The organism is Serratia sp. BNK-17, assembly GCF_048684935.1.
Lineage (GTDB): Bacteria > Pseudomonadota > Gammaproteobacteria > Enterobacterales > Enterobacteriaceae > Serratia > Serratia nematodiphila.
The window spans coordinates 1,637,016-1,652,244 of record NZ_JBLQTR010000001.1 but is presented as its reverse complement, the minus strand read 5'-3'; the positions used below and the strand labels follow the sequence as shown (position 1 = coordinate 1,652,244).

The following is a 15,229-nucleotide window of genomic DNA, read 5'->3' as shown; positions in this document are numbered from 1 at the left end:
GCGCCCTGAATTATCATAGTCGCCTCATTGCGCCAGCTAACCATCCGCTGGTCGTTCAGCGCCTGCCAGAGGATCCGTTGTGCAAAAAAAATTAGACTCGCTGCTCGCGGCAGCAGGCATTGAGCTGCCCGATCAGCAGAAACAGCAGCTGCTGGGCTATGTCGGCATGCTGGATAAGTGGAACAAGGCTTATAACCTCACGTCGGTGCGCGATCCGCAGCAAATGCTGGTGCGCCACATCCTCGACAGTATTGTGGTCAATCCGCATCTGCAGGGCTCGCGTTTTATCGATGTCGGCACCGGCCCCGGCTTGCCGGGCATTCCGCTGGCGATTGTGCGCCCGGACGCGCATTTCACGCTGCTCGACAGCCTGGGCAAGCGCGTGCGTTTCCTGCGCCAGGTGCAGCATGAGCTGGGCCTGAACAATATCGAGCCGGTGCAGAGCCGCGTCGAAGCGTTTCCGGCCGAGCCACCGTTCGATGGCGTGATCAGCCGGGCATTCGCTTCGCTGCAGGATATGCTGTCCTGGTGCCATCACCTGCCGGCGAAAGGGCAGGGGCGTTTTTACGCGTTGAAAGGCGTGCGCCCGGATGAAGAACTGACGCAGCTGCCGGCTGGCGTTAGCCTGGAGTCTATCGTGCGGCTGCAGGTGCCTGAACTGGAAGGCGAACGTCATCTGGTGATTCTTAAGGCAAACTGAGTTTGCTTTTGATCAAACAAGCGTGAATTAAAGGTCGTACCCAGCAGAAAGATAAGCAGGCTAATTAGTTGGTCGCTTTTTTTAGTTAATTTACTTTCTATTAACACAAAAAACGCGGCTAATTAGCGACAATAGAGTAATTGCATTTAGAAATAGTCACGTTAGCAATCATGTGCGAAAGATTGGCGTTTGCTGCTAATGTTAATTGGCTGTTGGAATATTGCCCCGCTGCTTGTCAATAAAAGGTTTTCATCGGGTATACGGATTGTTTTTGAACAGTTAACTAGTAATGTTTTGATTTATATAATTTTTTGATCGCTCAAATTGCTAAAGACGGTTTGGTTGACCATCGGCTATAAATCAGGAAGGGACATTACTGTGATCAGCTTCGCGTTTCTAAACGCAACGCTGGAATAATCAGACAATTAAATGCGCCCTATTATTCCGACCGTTTTCTTGTGAAAATAGGCTGGAATAGGGAAATTTAAATAATTGTTCACCTTTTCGCTACTTATCGATTGAATTCGTTGGTATGCCCCGTATAATTTGCTCGTTTTTTGCTGCTTGACTCAGGACAGCAAAAACAGTTGTATACGTCACTCAGCATACCCCCTCTGGGGTACGGAGAGAACAAACGTCATGTCTGTGTCCCTTTACAGCGGGAAAGTCGCACGCAAACTGCTGTTTTTGCAGTTAATGACTTTTGTTCTGATCAGCGTTGCTTTCTGGCTGAAAAGCCCGGAATGGAGCGCTTCGGCGTTGGCAGGCGGTCTCGCCGCCTGGTTGCCGAGTGCAATGTTTATGCTGTTTGCCTTGCGCCATCAGGCGCAAACGCCGGCGCCCGGTAGGGTTGCCTGGTCGTTCGCCATCGGCGAGGGGCTAAAGGTCGTGATCACCATCGTTTTGCTGATCGTGGCGCTGGGGGTGTTCAAGGCGGAGTTTATACCGCTTGGCCTGACCTATTTAGCGGTGTTAGTGGTGCAAATAGTGGCACCGGCCGTGATTAACAGTTACCGAACTTAACTAAATAAGGGTAAGAGGCATCATGTCTGCAGGAGAAGTCTTGACTCCACAGGAGTATATCGGTCACCACCTGACGCAGCTTCAGGTCGGGACTGGGTTCTGGTCGATCAACATCGACTCGATGTTTTTCTCCGTCGTCCTCGGGGCGCTTTTCCTGGTGATCTTCCGCAAAGTGGCCAAAAACGCCACCAGCGGCGTGCCGGGTAAACTGCAAACCGCCGTGGAGCTGGTGGTCGGTTTCGTCGACAGCAGCGTGCGCGACATGTACCACGGCAAGAGCAAGGTAATTGCGCCGCTGGCGCTGACCGTGTTCGTCTGGGTGTTCCTGATGAACCTGATGGACCTGCTGCCCATCGACTTCCTGCCTTATGTTGGCGAACACATCCTCGGCCTGCCTGCGCTGCGCGTGGTGCCTACCGCCGACGTGAACGTCACGCTGTCGATGGCGCTGGGCGTGTTTATCCTGATTCTGTTCTATAGCATCAAAATGAAAGGCGTTGGCGGGTTTGTTAAAGAGTTGACCATGCAGCCGTTCAACCACCCTGTATTCATTCCTATCAACCTGATTCTTGAAGGTGTCAGCCTGCTGTCCAAACCTGTTTCACTGGGTCTGCGACTGTTCGGCAACATGTATGCGGGTGAGTTGATCTTCATCCTGATTGCCGGCCTGTTGCCGTGGTGGTCACAGTGGGTCCTGAGCTTGCCTTGGGCTATCTTCCACATCCTGATCATTACGCTTCAAGCCTTTATTTTCATGGTTCTGACGATTGTCTATCTGTCGATGGCGTCTGAAGAGCACTGATTTTCTTAAAACACTTGCACTTTTAAACTGAAACAAACTGGAGACTGTCATGGAAAACCTGAGTATGGATCTGCTGTACATGGCTGCCGCTGTGATGATGGGTTTAGCGGCAATCGGTGCTGCGATCGGTATCGGCATCCTGGGTGGTAAATTCTTGGAAGGCGCTGCTCGTCAGCCTGACCTGATTCCTCTGCTGCGTACACAGTTCTTTATCGTTATGGGTCTGGTCGACGCCATCCCGATGATCGCTGTAGGTCTGGGTCTGTACGTGATGTTCGCCGTCGCGTAAGTAGAGCAACCCTCTACGACGTAACCAAACTATTAACTTTTAAAGAGGCATTGTGCTGTGAATCTTAACGCAACAATCCTCGGCCAGGCCATCGCGTTCGTTCTGTTTGTCTGGTTCTGCATGAAGTACGTATGGCCGCCGATCATGGCTGCCATCGAGAAGCGTCAGAAAGAAATCGCTGACGGCCTCGCTTCTGCAGAGCGTGCCAAAAAAGATCTGGACTTAGCGCAAGCCAATGCGACCGACCAGCTGAAAACTGCCAAAGCAGAAGCTCAGGTGATCATCGAGCAAGCGAACAAACGCAAAGCTCAGATCATGGATGAAGCGAAAGCCGAAGCCGAGCAGGAACGTAACAAAATCGTGGCGCAGGCTCAGGCTGAGATCGAAGCCGAACGTAAGCGCGCTCGTGAAGAGTTGCGTAAGCAAGTCGCGATGCTGGCAATTGCCGGCGCCGAGAAGATCATCGAACGTTCCGTGGATGAAGCTGCTAACAGCGACATCGTTGATAAACTGGTCGCTGAACTGTAAGGAGGGAGGGGCTGATGTCTGAATTTGTAACTGTAGCTCGCCCCTACGCCAAAGCAGCTTTTGACTTTGCCGTTGAGCACCAAAGCGTAGAGCGCTGGCAGGACATGCTGGCGTTTGCGGCTGAAGTCACTCGCAATGAACAGATTTCTGAACTGCTGTCTGGCGCGGTTGCGCCAGAAACGCTGTCCAAGACGTTCATCGCGGTTTGTGGCGATCGGCTCGACGAACATGGCCAGAACTTTATCCGTGTAATGGCCGAAAATGGACGTTTACTGGTTCTTCCTGCCGTGCTGCAGCAGTTCATCGAACTGCGCGCCTCGCTGGAATCCACCGTCGAAGTCGAAGTGCTCTCTGCGAGCGCGCTGAACGACGAACAGCAGGCGAAAATCGCCGCTGCGATGGAAAAACGTCTGTCACGCAAAGTTAAGCTGAATTGCAAAATTGACAAGTCTGTACTGGCCGGCATCGTTGTTCGCGCCGGCGATATGGTGATTGATGGCAGCGTTCGCGGTCGTCTTGAACGCCTGACAGACGTCTTGCAGTCTTAAGGGGACTGGAGCATGCAACTGAATTCCACCGAAATCAGCGAACTGATCAAGCAGCGCATTGCTCAGTTCAATGTAGTGAGCGAAGCTCACAATGAAGGTACTATCGTTTCCGTCAGTGACGGGATCATCCGCGTACACGGCCTGGCCGAAGTTATGCAGGGCGAAATGATCGCGCTGCCTGGCAACCGTTACGCAATCGCATTGAACCTGGAGCGCGACTCCGTCGGTGCCGTGGTCATGGGTCCGTACGCGGATCTGGCCGAAGGCATGAAGGTTAAATGCACCGGCCGTATCCTGGAAGTTCCAGTCGGTCGTGGTCTGCTGGGCCGCGTAGTTAACACCCTGGGCGCGCCAATCGACGGCAAAGGCCCGATTGAGAACGACGGTTTCTCTCCGGTAGAAGCTATCGCGCCAGGCGTTATCGAGCGTCAGTCCGTTGATCAGCCGGTTCAGACTGGCTACAAATCCGTTGACGCCATGATTCCAATCGGCCGTGGCCAGCGTGAGCTGGTGATCGGTGACCGTCAGACCGGTAAAACCGCGCTGGCGATCGATGCGATCATCAACCAACGCGACTCCGGCATCAAATGCGTTTACGTGGCTATCGGCCAGAAAGCGTCCACCATCGCTAACGTGGTGCGCAAACTGGAAGAGCACGGCGCACTGGCCAACACCATCGTGGTGGTGGCGACCGCTTCCGAATCCGCTGCACTGCAATACCTGGCGCCATACGCCGGTTGCGCAATGGGCGAATACTTCCGTGACCGCGGTGAAGATGCGCTGATCGTGTACGATGACCTGTCCAAACAGGCCGTTGCTTACCGCCAGATTTCCCTGCTGCTTCGTCGTCCGCCAGGTCGTGAAGCTTACCCAGGCGACGTATTCTACCTGCACTCCCGCTTGCTGGAGCGCGCAGCGCGCGTCAACGCCGAATACGTTGAAGCTTTCACCAAAGGTGAAGTTAAAGGCCAAACCGGTTCACTGACCGCTCTGCCGATCATTGAAACCCAGGCGGGTGACGTTTCCGCGTTCGTTCCGACCAACGTAATCTCGATTACCGATGGTCAGATCTTCCTGGAATCCAACCTGTTCAACTCCGGTATTCGTCCGGCAGTTAACCCGGGTATCTCCGTATCCCGTGTTGGTGGCGCCGCGCAGACCAAGATCATGAAGAAACTGTCCGGTGGTATCCGTACCGCGCTGGCGCAGTATCGTGAACTGGCTGCGTTCTCCCAGTTCGCATCCGATCTGGACGACGCGACCCGCAAACAGCTGAGCCACGGTCAGAAAGTGACCGAGCTGCTGAAACAGAAACAGTATGCGCCGATGTCGGTTGCACAACAGTCTCTGGTGCTGTTTGCCGCAGAACGCGGTTACCTGAACGACGTCGAAGTCGCCAAAGTGGTGAGCTTCGAAGCCGCGCTGGTAGCCTATGCGGACCGCGAGCACGCCGAACTGCTGAACCACATCAACCAAACTGGCAACTTCAATGATGAGATCGAGGGCAAGTTGAAAGACATCCTCGAGACCTTCAAGAAAACCCAGTCCTGGTAACGCCGAACGGTCCTGCTGTTGAAAGACAGCAGGCCGTCTGGCACTGAGGAGAAGCAGAGATGGCCGGCGCAAAAGAGATACGTAGTAAGATCGCTAGCGTGCAAAACACGCAAAAGATCACTAAAGCGATGGAAATGGTCGCCGCCTCCAAAATGCGTAAATCGCAGGATCGCATGGCGGCCAGCCGTCCTTATGCAGAGACCATGCGCAAAGTGATTGGTCACCTTGCGTTAGGGAATCTGGAGTACAAGCACCCGTACCTGGATGAGCGTGACGTTAAGCGCGTCGGGTATCTGGTGGTGTCTACTGACCGTGGTCTCTGCGGCGGCTTGAACATCAACCTGTTCAAAAAGCTGCTGGCGGAGATGAAAGCCTGGTCCGAAAAAGGCGTCGAAACCGATTTGGCGCTGATTGGCTCTAAAGCGGCCTCTTTCTTTGGTTCCGTGGGCGGCAACGTGGTTGCCCAGGTGACCGGCATGGGGGACAAACCTTCCCTGTCGGATCTGATCGGGCCGGTGAAAGTGATGCTGCAGGCTTACGACGAAGGTCGTTTGGACAAGCTGTACATTGTCAGCAACAAATTTGTTAATACGATGTCCCAAGAGCCGCAGGTGCTTCAGCTGCTGCCGTTACCGCCAGCCGATGACGAAGAGCTGAAGAAAACGCCTTGGGATTACCTGTATGAACCCGATCCAAAAGTGCTGCTTGATACCTTGCTGCGCCGCTATGTGGAGTCGCAGGTTTATCAGGGCGTCGTGGAAAACCTGGCCAGCGAGCAGGCCGCACGAATGGTCGCGATGAAAGCCGCAACCGATAACGGCGGTAGCCTGATCAAAGAGCTGCAGTTGGTATACAACAAGGCGCGTCAGGCCAGCATCACTCAGGAACTCACCGAGATCGTTTCGGGAGCCTCCGCGGTTTAAGCTAGGTTTACGAATTACGTAGAGGATTCAAGATGGCTACTGGAAAGATTATCCAGGTAATCGGCGCCGTGGTGGACGTCGAGTTCCCTCAGGATGCCGTACCGAAAGTGTACGACGCCCTTGAGGTAGAAAACGGCACCGAAAAACTGGTGTTGGAAGTTCAGCAACAGCTGGGCGGTGGCGTGGTTCGCTGTATCGCAATGGGGACCTCCGACGGTCTGCGTCGCGGTCTGAAAGTGAACAACCTGGACCACCCGATTGAAGTGCCGGTGGGTAAAGCTACCCTGGGCCGTATCATGAACGTATTGGGTCAACCGATCGACATGAAAGGCGACATCGGCGAAGAAGAGCGTTGGGCGATTCACCGCGCGGCGCCAAGCTACGAAGAGCTGTCCAACTCCCAGGAACTGCTGGAAACCGGTATCAAGGTAATGGACCTGATTTGTCCATTCGCCAAGGGCGGTAAAGTCGGTCTGTTCGGCGGTGCGGGCGTAGGTAAAACCGTAAACATGATGGAGCTGATCCGTAACATCGCGATCGAGCACTCCGGTTATTCCGTGTTTGCGGGCGTGGGCGAGCGTACTCGTGAGGGTAACGACTTCTACCACGAAATGACCGACTCCAACGTTCTGGACAAAGTATCCCTGGTTTATGGCCAGATGAACGAGCCACCAGGTAACCGTCTGCGCGTTGCGCTGACCGGTCTGACCATGGCGGAGAAATTCCGTGACGAAGGCCGTGACGTTCTGCTGTTCGTTGACAACATCTACCGTTACACCCTGGCCGGTACCGAAGTGTCCGCACTTCTGGGCCGTATGCCATCCGCGGTAGGTTATCAGCCAACGCTGGCGGAAGAGATGGGCGTTCTGCAAGAACGTATCACCTCGACCAAGACCGGTTCCATCACTTCCGTACAGGCCGTTTACGTTCCTGCGGATGACTTGACTGACCCGTCTCCAGCCACCACCTTTGCGCACTTGGACGCAACCGTGGTACTGAGCCGTAACATCGCTTCTCTGGGTATCTACCCGGCCGTTGACCCGCTGGATTCCACCAGCCGTCAGCTGGATCCGCTGGTTGTTGGCCAGGAGCACTACGACGTAGCGCGTGGCGTGCAGTCCATTCTGCAACGCTACCAGGAACTGAAAGATATCATCGCGATCCTGGGTATGGACGAGCTGTCTGAAGAAGACAAACTGGTCGTATCCCGTGCGCGTAAGATCCAACGCTTCCTGTCTCAGCCGTTCTTCGTGGCAGAAGTCTTCACCGGTTCTCCGGGCAAGTTCGTATCGCTGAAAGACACCATCCGTGGTTTCAAAGGCATTATGGACGGCGACTATGACCACCTGCCGGAGCAGGCGTTCTACATGGTTGGCACCATTGAAGAAGCAGTGGAAAAAGCCAAGAAACTGTAACGCCTTGAGAGGAGGGTGATATGGCTATGACTTACCATCTGGATGTAGTCAGCGCGGAAAAACAGATGTTTTCCGGCCTGGTGCAGAAGATCCAGGTGACAGGCAGCGAAGGTGAACTGGGGATCTTCCCTGGCCATGCGCCGCTGCTGACTGCCATCAAGCCTGGCATGGTGCGTATTGTTAAGCAGCACGGTGAAGAAGAGTTCATCTACCTGTCCGGCGGCATCCTCGAGGTGCAGCCGAGCGTGGTTACCGTGCTGGCGGACACTGCTATCCGTGGTACTGACCTCGACGAAGCGAGAGCGTTGGAAGCTAAGCGTAAAGCTGAAGAACACATTCGCAGCTCTCATGGCGATGTCGACTATGCTCAGGCATCCGCTGAACTGGCGAAAGCGATCGCAAAACTGCGCGTTATCGAGCTCACCAGAAAAGCGATGTAATGTTTGGGTGCCCGGCACCCAACTTTAAGAAAGCGGCCTATAGGGTCGCTTTTTTTTACTTTAAAATAAGTATTTCAGCCCGGCGGGCGGTGTGGTGTATAACCGCTGATATCGGGAAATAAACGTCGCCGATCGCCGACAGTTTTTTTGTCCCGACGCCGAATTGGCCGTGATAGCGGCAGACCAAGGCCCACGCGGCCTGCGCCGGGTTCGTGCAGAGAAATATGTAGTAATATCGTCGCTAAACGGTTTTACTTTCGTCTATCAAAATGGAGTTATCAGGTTGCTTATGTCGAACAGCGCAATGAGCGTGGTCATCCTCGCCGCGGGCAAGGGAACACGCATGTATTCCGATCTTCCCAAGGTCCTACATCCGTTGGCCGGCAAGCCGATGGTGCAACACGTCATTGATGCCGCGATGAAACTGGGCGCGCAACAGGTTCATCTGGTATACGGCCACGGCGGCGATCTGTTGAAAAGCACGTTGACCGAAGGCGCGCTGAACTGGGTGCTGCAGGCCGAGCAACTGGGTACCGGCCATGCGATGCAGCAGGCCGCGCCGCACTTTGCCGACGATGAAGACGTGCTGATGCTGTACGGCGATGTGCCGTTAATCTCCGTGGATACGCTGCAACGCCTGCTGGCGGCCAAGCCGCAGGGCGGCATCGGCCTGCTGACGGTCAAGCTGGACGATCCGAGCGGTTACGGCCGCATCGTGCGTGAGCAGGGCAACGTGGTGGGCATCGTCGAACACAAGGACGCCAGCGAGGCACAGCGCCAGATCAACGAGATCAATACCGGCATCCTGGTGGCGAACGGGCGCGATCTGAAGCGCTGGCTGGGAATGTTGAATAACGACAACGCACAGGGCGAGTTTTACATCACCGATATCATTGCGTTGGCCCATGCCGACGGCAAGAAAATCGAAGCCGTGCACCCGTCGCGTTTAAGTGAAGTGGAAGGCGTGAACAACCGTCTGCAGCTGGCGACTCTGGAGCGCGTATTCCAGTCGGAACAGTCTGAAAAGCTGCTGTTGGCCGGCGTGATGTTGTTGGATCCGGCGCGTTTCGATCTGCGCGGGGAGCTTGTTCACGGCCGTGACATCACTATTGATGCGAATGTGATTATCGAAGGTCACGTCAAGCTGGGCGACCGGGTGAAAATCGGCGCCGGCTGCGTGCTGAAAAACTGCGTGATTGGCGATAACTGCGAGATCAGCCCTTACAGCGTGCTGGAAGACAGCGTGCTGGAAGCAGACTGCACGGTGGGGCCGTTCGCCCGCCTGCGCCCAGGCGCGGAGCTGGCGGCAGGGGCCCACGTCGGCAACTTCGTGGAAATGAAAAAGGCGCGTCTGGGCAAAGGCTCCAAGGCCGGCCACCTCAGCTACCTGGGCGATGCCGAAATCGGTGATGACGTGAATATCGGCGCTGGCACCATCACCTGTAACTACGATGGCGCCAACAAGCACAAAACGCTGATCGGCGACGGCGTATTCGTCGGTTCCGATACTCAGCTGGTGGCGCCGGTGTCGGTCGGCAAAGGATCCACCATCGCCGCCGGCACCACGGTGACGCGCGATATCGCCGAGAACGAACTGGTGCTGAGCCGCGTCAAGCAGGTGCACATTCAGGGTTGGCAACGTCCGGTGAAGAAGAAGTCATAGTGTGTTTTGCGTTGGGCTCCGTTCAGAGCCCAATACAAAACATAATAACCCCCACCATCTACAGGCTCGGGGGCGCACGGTAAAAACCGGCAAAAATCAGGTCAAGGCATCGAAAGCGCCCATGAAGGGCGTTCATTAGGAATATAACTGATGTGTGGAATTGTAGGCGCAGTAGCGCAACGTGATATTGCAGAAATCCTGTTGGAAGGTTTACGTCGTCTCGAGTACCGCGGTTATGACTCCGCCGGTCTGGCGGTGGTCGATGAAAAAGGCAACGTTAGTCGCCTGCGTCGCGTTGGCAAGGTACAAAAGCTGGCCGAAGCGGCGGAACAAACCGATCTGCACGGCGGAACCGGCATCGCTCACACCCGTTGGGCTACGCACGGTGAACCGACCGAAGCGAACGCGCACCCGCATGTTTCCGACTACATTACCGTGGTGCATAACGGCATCATCGAAAACCACGAGCCGCTGCGCGAACTGCTGATTGAACGCGGTTACCGTTTCAGCTCTGAAACCGACACCGAAGTGATTGCGCACCTGGTGCACTGGGAACAACTGCAAGGCGGTACGCTGCTGGAAGTGGTTCAGCGCGTGATCCCGCAGCTGCGCGGCGCTTATGGCACCGTGGTGATGGACAGCCGCGATCCGAGCGTGCTGGTCGCGGCGCGTTCCGGCAGCCCGCTGGTTATCGGCCGCGGCGTCGGGGAAAACTTCATCGCTTCCGATCAGCTGGCGCTGCTGCCGGTCACCCGCCGCTTCATCTTCCTGGAAGAGGGCGACGTGGTGGAAGTGACTCGCCGCACCGTCAACATCTTCGACAAACAGGGCAACGCCATCGAGCGTCCTGAGATCGAATCCCAGGTGCAGTATGACGCCGGCGACAAGGGCGCTTACCGCCACTACATGCAAAAAGAGATTTACGAACAGCCGCTGGCGCTGAAAAACACCCTGGAAGGGCGTTTCAGCCATGGCCAAATCAACCTGAGTGAGCTGGGGCCGCACGCCGACGAGTTGCTCGCCAAGGTGCAGCACGTGCAGATCATCGCCTGTGGGACTTCTTACCACTCCGGTATGGTGGCGCGTTACTGGTTTGAAGCGCTGGCCGGCGTGCCGTGCGATGTCGAGATCGCGTCTGAATTCCGTTACCGCAAATCGGCGGTGCGTCCGGGCAGCCTGATCATCACTCTGTCACAGTCCGGCGAAACCGCCGACACCCTGGCGGCGCTGCGCCTGTCCAAAGAGCTGGGTTATCTCGGTTCGCTGGCCGTTTGTAACGTTGCCGGCTCTTCGCTGGTGCGCGAATCCGATCTGGCGTTGATGACCAAAGCCGGTACGGAAATCGGCGTAGCCTCGACCAAAGCCTTCACCACGCAGCTCACCGTGCTGTTGATGCTGGTGGCGCGCCTGGGCCGTCTGAAAGGCATGGCGGAAAGCGTGGAGCAGGAGATTGTGCACGGCCTGCAGGCGCTGCCGGCGCGTATCGAGCAGATGCTGTCGATGGATAAAGAGATCGAAGCGCTGGCGGAAGGCTTCTCCGACAAGCACCATGCGCTGTTCCTCGGCCGCGGCGATCAGTATCCGATCGCCATGGAAGGGGCGCTGAAGCTGAAAGAGATCTCCTATATTCACGCTGAAGCTTATGCGGCGGGCGAGTTGAAACACGGCCCGCTGGCGCTGATCGACGCCGACATGCCGGTGATCGTGGTGGCGCCAAACAACGAATTGCTGGAAAAGCTGAAGTCCAACATTGAAGAAGTGCGCGCGCGCGGCGGCCAGCTGTACGTGTTCGCCGATCAGGACGCCGGCTTCGTCAGCAGCGAAGGCATGACCCTCATTCCTCTGCCGCACGTCGAGGAAATCGTCGCGCCGATCTTCTACACCGTGCCGTTGCAGCTGCTGTCTTACCACGTGGCGCTGATCAAGGGCACCGACGTTGACCAGCCGCGCAACCTGGCGAAGTCTGTCACCGTAGAGTAATCTGTCGCAGGTAAACTGCAAAAGCCGGCCTTAGCGCCGGCTTTTTTCATGAGTGACCTTAAAGATGACAGCGCTGCCGTTTCGGTGATAAACGTTGTCATATTCAAGCGGATAGGCCGCGCCAAGCCGGTTTTTTATTGCTTGGGAAATGTGCTGTTTCACGGCTAACCTTCTGATTTACATAAAAACAAACACCTATCAAATACGCTGTAATATAACTGTCATATTGCGTACATTTTTCTGTCACCAAACTGTCCTATTTTCCCTCCTGCAGCAATACTTACTCTGATTAAAACGACTCGAAGTCGATTTTAAATATCCCATTAGGAGGGATTATGAAACTGATGCGTACCACCGTCGCCAGTATTGTGGCAGCGACCTTCTCCCTGACCGCCGTGTCCGCGTTCGCTGCTGCCAGCCTGACCGGTGCAGGTGCGACATTCCCCGCTCCGGTTTACGCCAAGTGGGCAGATTCTTATCAGAAAGAAACCGGCAATAAAGTTAACTATCAGGGCATCGGCTCCTCTGGCGGCGTAAAGCAAATCGTGGCCAACACCGTTGACTTTGGCGCCTCCGACGCCCCGCTGTCTGACGACAAGCTGGCGGCCGACGGCCTGTTCCAGTTCCCGACCGTGATTGGCGGCGTGGTGCTGGCGGTGAATATCCCGGGCATCAAATCCGGCGAACTGACGCTGGACGGCAAAACCCTGGGCGATATCTACCTGGGCAACGTCAAAAAGTGGAACGATCCGGCTATCACCAAGCTGAACCCAGGCGTGAAACTGCCTGACCAGAACATCGCCGTAGTGCGCCGCGCCGACGGTTCCGGCACCTCGTTCGTGTTCACCAGCTACCTGTCCAAGGCCAATGCGCAGTGGAAAGAAAAGATTGGCGCCGGTTCTACCGTTAACTGGCCGACCGGTCTGGGCGGCAAAGGCAACGACGGCATCGCCGCCTTCGTTCAGCGCCTGCCAGGCTCTATCGGCTACGTAGAATACGCTTACGCCAAGCAGAACAACCTGGCTTACACCAAGCTGGTGTCCGCCGACGGCAAACCGGTCAGCCCGACCGAAGAGAGCTTCAGCAACGCCGCCAAGGGCGCGGATTGGAGCAAAACCTTCGCTCAGGATCTGACTGACCAGAAAGGCGACAACGTGTGGCCAATCACCTCCACCACCTTCATCCTGGTGCACAAAGAGCAGAAAAACCCTGCTCAGGGTGCCGAAGTGCTGAAGTTCTTCGACTGGGCCTACAAAACCGGTGCAAAACAAGCTAACGAGCTGGATTACGCCACCCTGCCGGCAGAAGTGGTTGAGCAGGTGCGTGCGGCCTGGAAAACCAACGTAAAAGACAGTTCAGGTAAAGCGCTGTACTAACAACGCAGGGGCGCGGGTTCGCCGCGCCCCACACAGTTCTTCAGGCTCCGATCCCGGTTGGGGCTGCCAGGGTTCAAACAGAGAGTAATCTATGGCTGAGTACAAGCCGACCATCAAAGCACCGGGCAAAAACGGTGACATCATTTTCAGCGCGCTGGTGAGACTGGCTGCGCTGATTACCCTATTGTTGCTGGGTGGCATCATCGTTTCGCTGATCTTCGCCTCCTGGCCAAGCATGCAGAAATTCGGCTTTGCGTTCCTGTGGACCAAAGAGTGGGACGCGCCGGCGGAGCAGTTCGGCGCGCTGGTGCCGATCTACGGCACCGTGGTCACCTCGCTTATCGCGTTGATCATCGCCGTGCCGGTGAGCTTCGGCATCGCGCTGTTCCTGACCGAACTGGCGCCGAACTGGCTGAAGCGGCCGCTGGGCATCGCCATTGAGCTGCTGGCGGCCATTCCGAGCATCGTCTACGGCATGTGGGGCCTGTTCGTGTTCGCCCCGCTGTTCGCCGAATACTTCCAGACGCCGGTGGGCGAAGTACTGTCGGGCATTCCAATCGTCGGCGAGCTGTTCTCCGGCCCGGCCTTCGGCATCGGCATCCTGGCCGCCGGGGTGATCCTGGCTATCATGATCATTCCTTACATCGCTGCGGTGATGCGCGACGTGTTCGAACAGACCCCGGTAATGATGAAAGAGTCGGCCTACGGTATCGGCTGCACCACCTGGGAAGTCATCTGGCGCATCGTGCTGCCGTTCACCAAAAACGGCGTCATCGGCGGCGTGATGCTGGGCCTGGGCCGCGCGCTGGGGGAAACCATGGCGGTGACCTTTATCATCGGCAACACCTACCAGCTCGACAGCGCTTCGCTGTACATGCCGGGCAACAGCATCACCTCGGCGCTGGCCAACGAATTCGCCGAAGCCGAGTCCGGCGTGCACACCGCCGCGTTGATGGAGCTGGGCCTGATTCTGTTTGTTATCACCTTTATCGTGCTGGCGCTGTCGAAACTGATGATCATGCGTCTGGCCAAGAATGAGGGGCGTTAACATGGCGACGATGGATATGCAAAACGCAGTCGTTCTGGCGGAAAGCCGCCGCAAAATGCAGGCCTGGCGTCGGCAGAAAAACCGCCTCGCGCTGTTCCTGTCGATGGCGACCATGGCGTTCGGGCTGTTCTGGCTGATCTGGATCCTGATCGCCACCGTCACCAAAGGCTTCGACGGCATGTCGCTGGCGCTGTTCACCGAAATGACACCGCCGCCGAACACCGCGGGCGGCGGCCTGGCCAACGCCATCGCCGGCAGCGGCCTGCTGATCCTGTGGGCGACCCTCTTCGGTACGCCGCTGGGCATCATGGCCGGCATCTATCTGGCGGAATACGGCCGTAAATCCTGGCTGGCGGAAGTGATCCGCTTTATCAACGACATCCTGCTGTCCGCACCGTCGATCGTGGTGGGCCTGTTCGTTTACACCATCGTGGTGGCGAAGATGGAACACTTCTCCGGTTGGGCCGGCATCGTGGCGCTGGCGCTGCTGCAGGTGCCGATCGTCATTCGCACCACCGAGAACATGCTGAAGCTGGTGCCGGATACGCTGCGCGAGGCCGCCTATGCCCTGGGTACGCCGAAATGGCGCATGATTTCCGCTATCACGCTGAAGGCGTCGGTGTCCGGCATCATCACCGGCGTGCTGCTGGCGATTGCGCGTATCGCGGGGGAAACGGCGCCGCTGCTGTTCACCTCGCTGTCGAACCAGTTCTGGAGCACCGACCTGATGCAGCCGATCGCCAACCTGCCGGTGACCATCTTCAAATTCGCCATGAGCCCGTTCGCCGAATGGCAGCAGCTGGCCTGGGCCGGGGTGCTGTTGATCACCCTGTGCGTACTGTTACTGAATATCCTGGCGCGCGTGATTTTCGCCAAGAAAAAGCATTCATAAAATTTTGAGCGCCGCTTTGGCGGCGCTGATGAAAAGAGAGAAGTCTTG

The 15,229-nt window shown here is 56.4% G+C and carries 15 protein-coding genes; all 15 read left to right on the top strand.

Annotation, left to right across the window (positions count from 1 at the left end):
* Positions 1–79 precede the first annotated feature (79 nt).
* The 15 genes from rsmG to pstA all read left to right on the top strand — a co-directional run bounded on the left by rsmG (position 80) and on the right by pstA (position 15,181).
* Positions 80–700 (top strand): 16S rRNA (guanine(527)-N(7))-methyltransferase RsmG, encoded by a 621-nt coding sequence (rsmG, locus tag ACMGF7_RS07935; RefSeq protein ID WP_015379471.1) that lies wholly within the window; start codon positions 80–82, stop codon positions 698–700.
* Positions 701–1,339: 639 nt separating this feature from the next.
* Positions 1,340–1,723, top strand: a complete 384-nt coding sequence (gene atpI, locus ACMGF7_RS07930) for a F0F1 ATP synthase subunit I (RefSeq protein WP_004933796.1) — start codon at positions 1,340–1,342, stop codon at positions 1,721–1,723.
* 22 nt (positions 1,724–1,745) lie between these two features.
* Positions 1,746–2,525 (top strand): F0F1 ATP synthase subunit A, encoded by a 780-nt coding sequence (gene atpB / locus ACMGF7_RS07925; RefSeq protein ID WP_015376132.1) that lies wholly within the window; start codon positions 1,746–1,748, stop codon positions 2,523–2,525.
* A gap of 49 nt (positions 2,526–2,574) precedes the next feature.
* Positions 2,575–2,814, top strand: coding sequence for a F0F1 ATP synthase subunit C (gene atpE / locus ACMGF7_RS07920; protein ID WP_004093904.1), 240 nt, complete (start codon positions 2,575–2,577; stop codon positions 2,812–2,814).
* 57 nt (positions 2,815–2,871) lie between these two features.
* A complete protein-coding gene (gene atpF / locus ACMGF7_RS07915) occupies positions 2,872–3,342 on the top strand; it encodes a F0F1 ATP synthase subunit B (protein ID WP_004933804.1) in 471 nt (156 codons plus the stop codon).
* A gap of 14 nt (positions 3,343–3,356) precedes the next feature.
* Positions 3,357–3,890: a F0F1 ATP synthase subunit delta gene (gene atpH / locus ACMGF7_RS07910; protein ID WP_015376133.1), complete on the top strand. Its 534-nt coding sequence runs from the start codon at positions 3,357–3,359 to the stop codon at positions 3,888–3,890.
* Between the two features lie 12 nt (positions 3,891–3,902).
* Positions 3,903–5,444 carry a F0F1 ATP synthase subunit alpha gene (gene atpA / locus ACMGF7_RS07905; RefSeq protein ID WP_004933808.1) on the top strand — a complete coding sequence of 514 codons (1,542 nt, stop codon included), beginning with the start codon at positions 3,903–3,905 and terminating at the stop codon, positions 5,442–5,444.
* A 59-nt stretch (positions 5,445–5,503) separates the two neighbouring features.
* Positions 5,504–6,367, top strand: a complete 864-nt coding sequence (atpG, locus tag ACMGF7_RS07900) for a F0F1 ATP synthase subunit gamma (RefSeq protein ID WP_004933811.1) — start codon at positions 5,504–5,506, stop codon at positions 6,365–6,367.
* A gap of 32 nt (positions 6,368–6,399) precedes the next feature.
* Entirely contained in the window at positions 6,400–7,782 is a 1,383-nt protein-coding gene (atpD, locus tag ACMGF7_RS07895; protein ID WP_033631385.1) for a F0F1 ATP synthase subunit beta, read from the top strand.
* A gap of 20 nt (positions 7,783–7,802) precedes the next feature.
* Positions 7,803–8,222 (top strand): F0F1 ATP synthase subunit epsilon, encoded by a 420-nt coding sequence (locus ACMGF7_RS07890; RefSeq protein ID WP_004933814.1) that lies wholly within the window; start codon positions 7,803–7,805, stop codon positions 8,220–8,222.
* A 289-nt stretch (positions 8,223–8,511) separates the two neighbouring features.
* The gene (gene glmU / locus ACMGF7_RS07885) at positions 8,512–9,885 is read left to right on the top strand and encodes a bifunctional UDP-N-acetylglucosamine diphosphorylase/glucosamine-1-phosphate N-acetyltransferase GlmU (RefSeq protein ID WP_033631386.1); all 1,374 of its coding nucleotides are present in this window, start codon (positions 8,512–8,514) and stop codon (positions 9,883–9,885) included.
* 150 nt (positions 9,886–10,035) lie between these two features.
* Positions 10,036–11,865: a glutamine--fructose-6-phosphate transaminase (isomerizing) gene (glmS, locus tag ACMGF7_RS07880; RefSeq protein ID WP_049240395.1), complete on the top strand. Its 1,830-nt coding sequence runs from the start codon at positions 10,036–10,038 to the stop codon at positions 11,863–11,865.
* A 335-nt stretch (positions 11,866–12,200) separates the two neighbouring features.
* Complete coding sequence (gene pstS, locus ACMGF7_RS07875; RefSeq protein ID WP_004933819.1) at positions 12,201–13,241, top strand: phosphate ABC transporter substrate-binding protein PstS; 1,041 nt, start codon at positions 12,201–12,203, stop codon at positions 13,239–13,241.
* Positions 13,242–13,332: 91 nt separating this feature from the next.
* Entirely contained in the window at positions 13,333–14,289 is a 957-nt protein-coding gene (gene pstC, locus ACMGF7_RS07870) for a phosphate ABC transporter permease PstC (protein ID WP_004933822.1), read from the top strand.
* Position 14,290: 1 nt separating this feature from the next.
* Positions 14,291–15,181, top strand: a complete 891-nt coding sequence (pstA, locus tag ACMGF7_RS07865) for a phosphate ABC transporter permease PstA (RefSeq protein ID WP_004933824.1) — start codon at positions 14,291–14,293, stop codon at positions 15,179–15,181.
* The last annotated feature ends 48 nt before the right edge of the window (positions 15,182–15,229 follow it).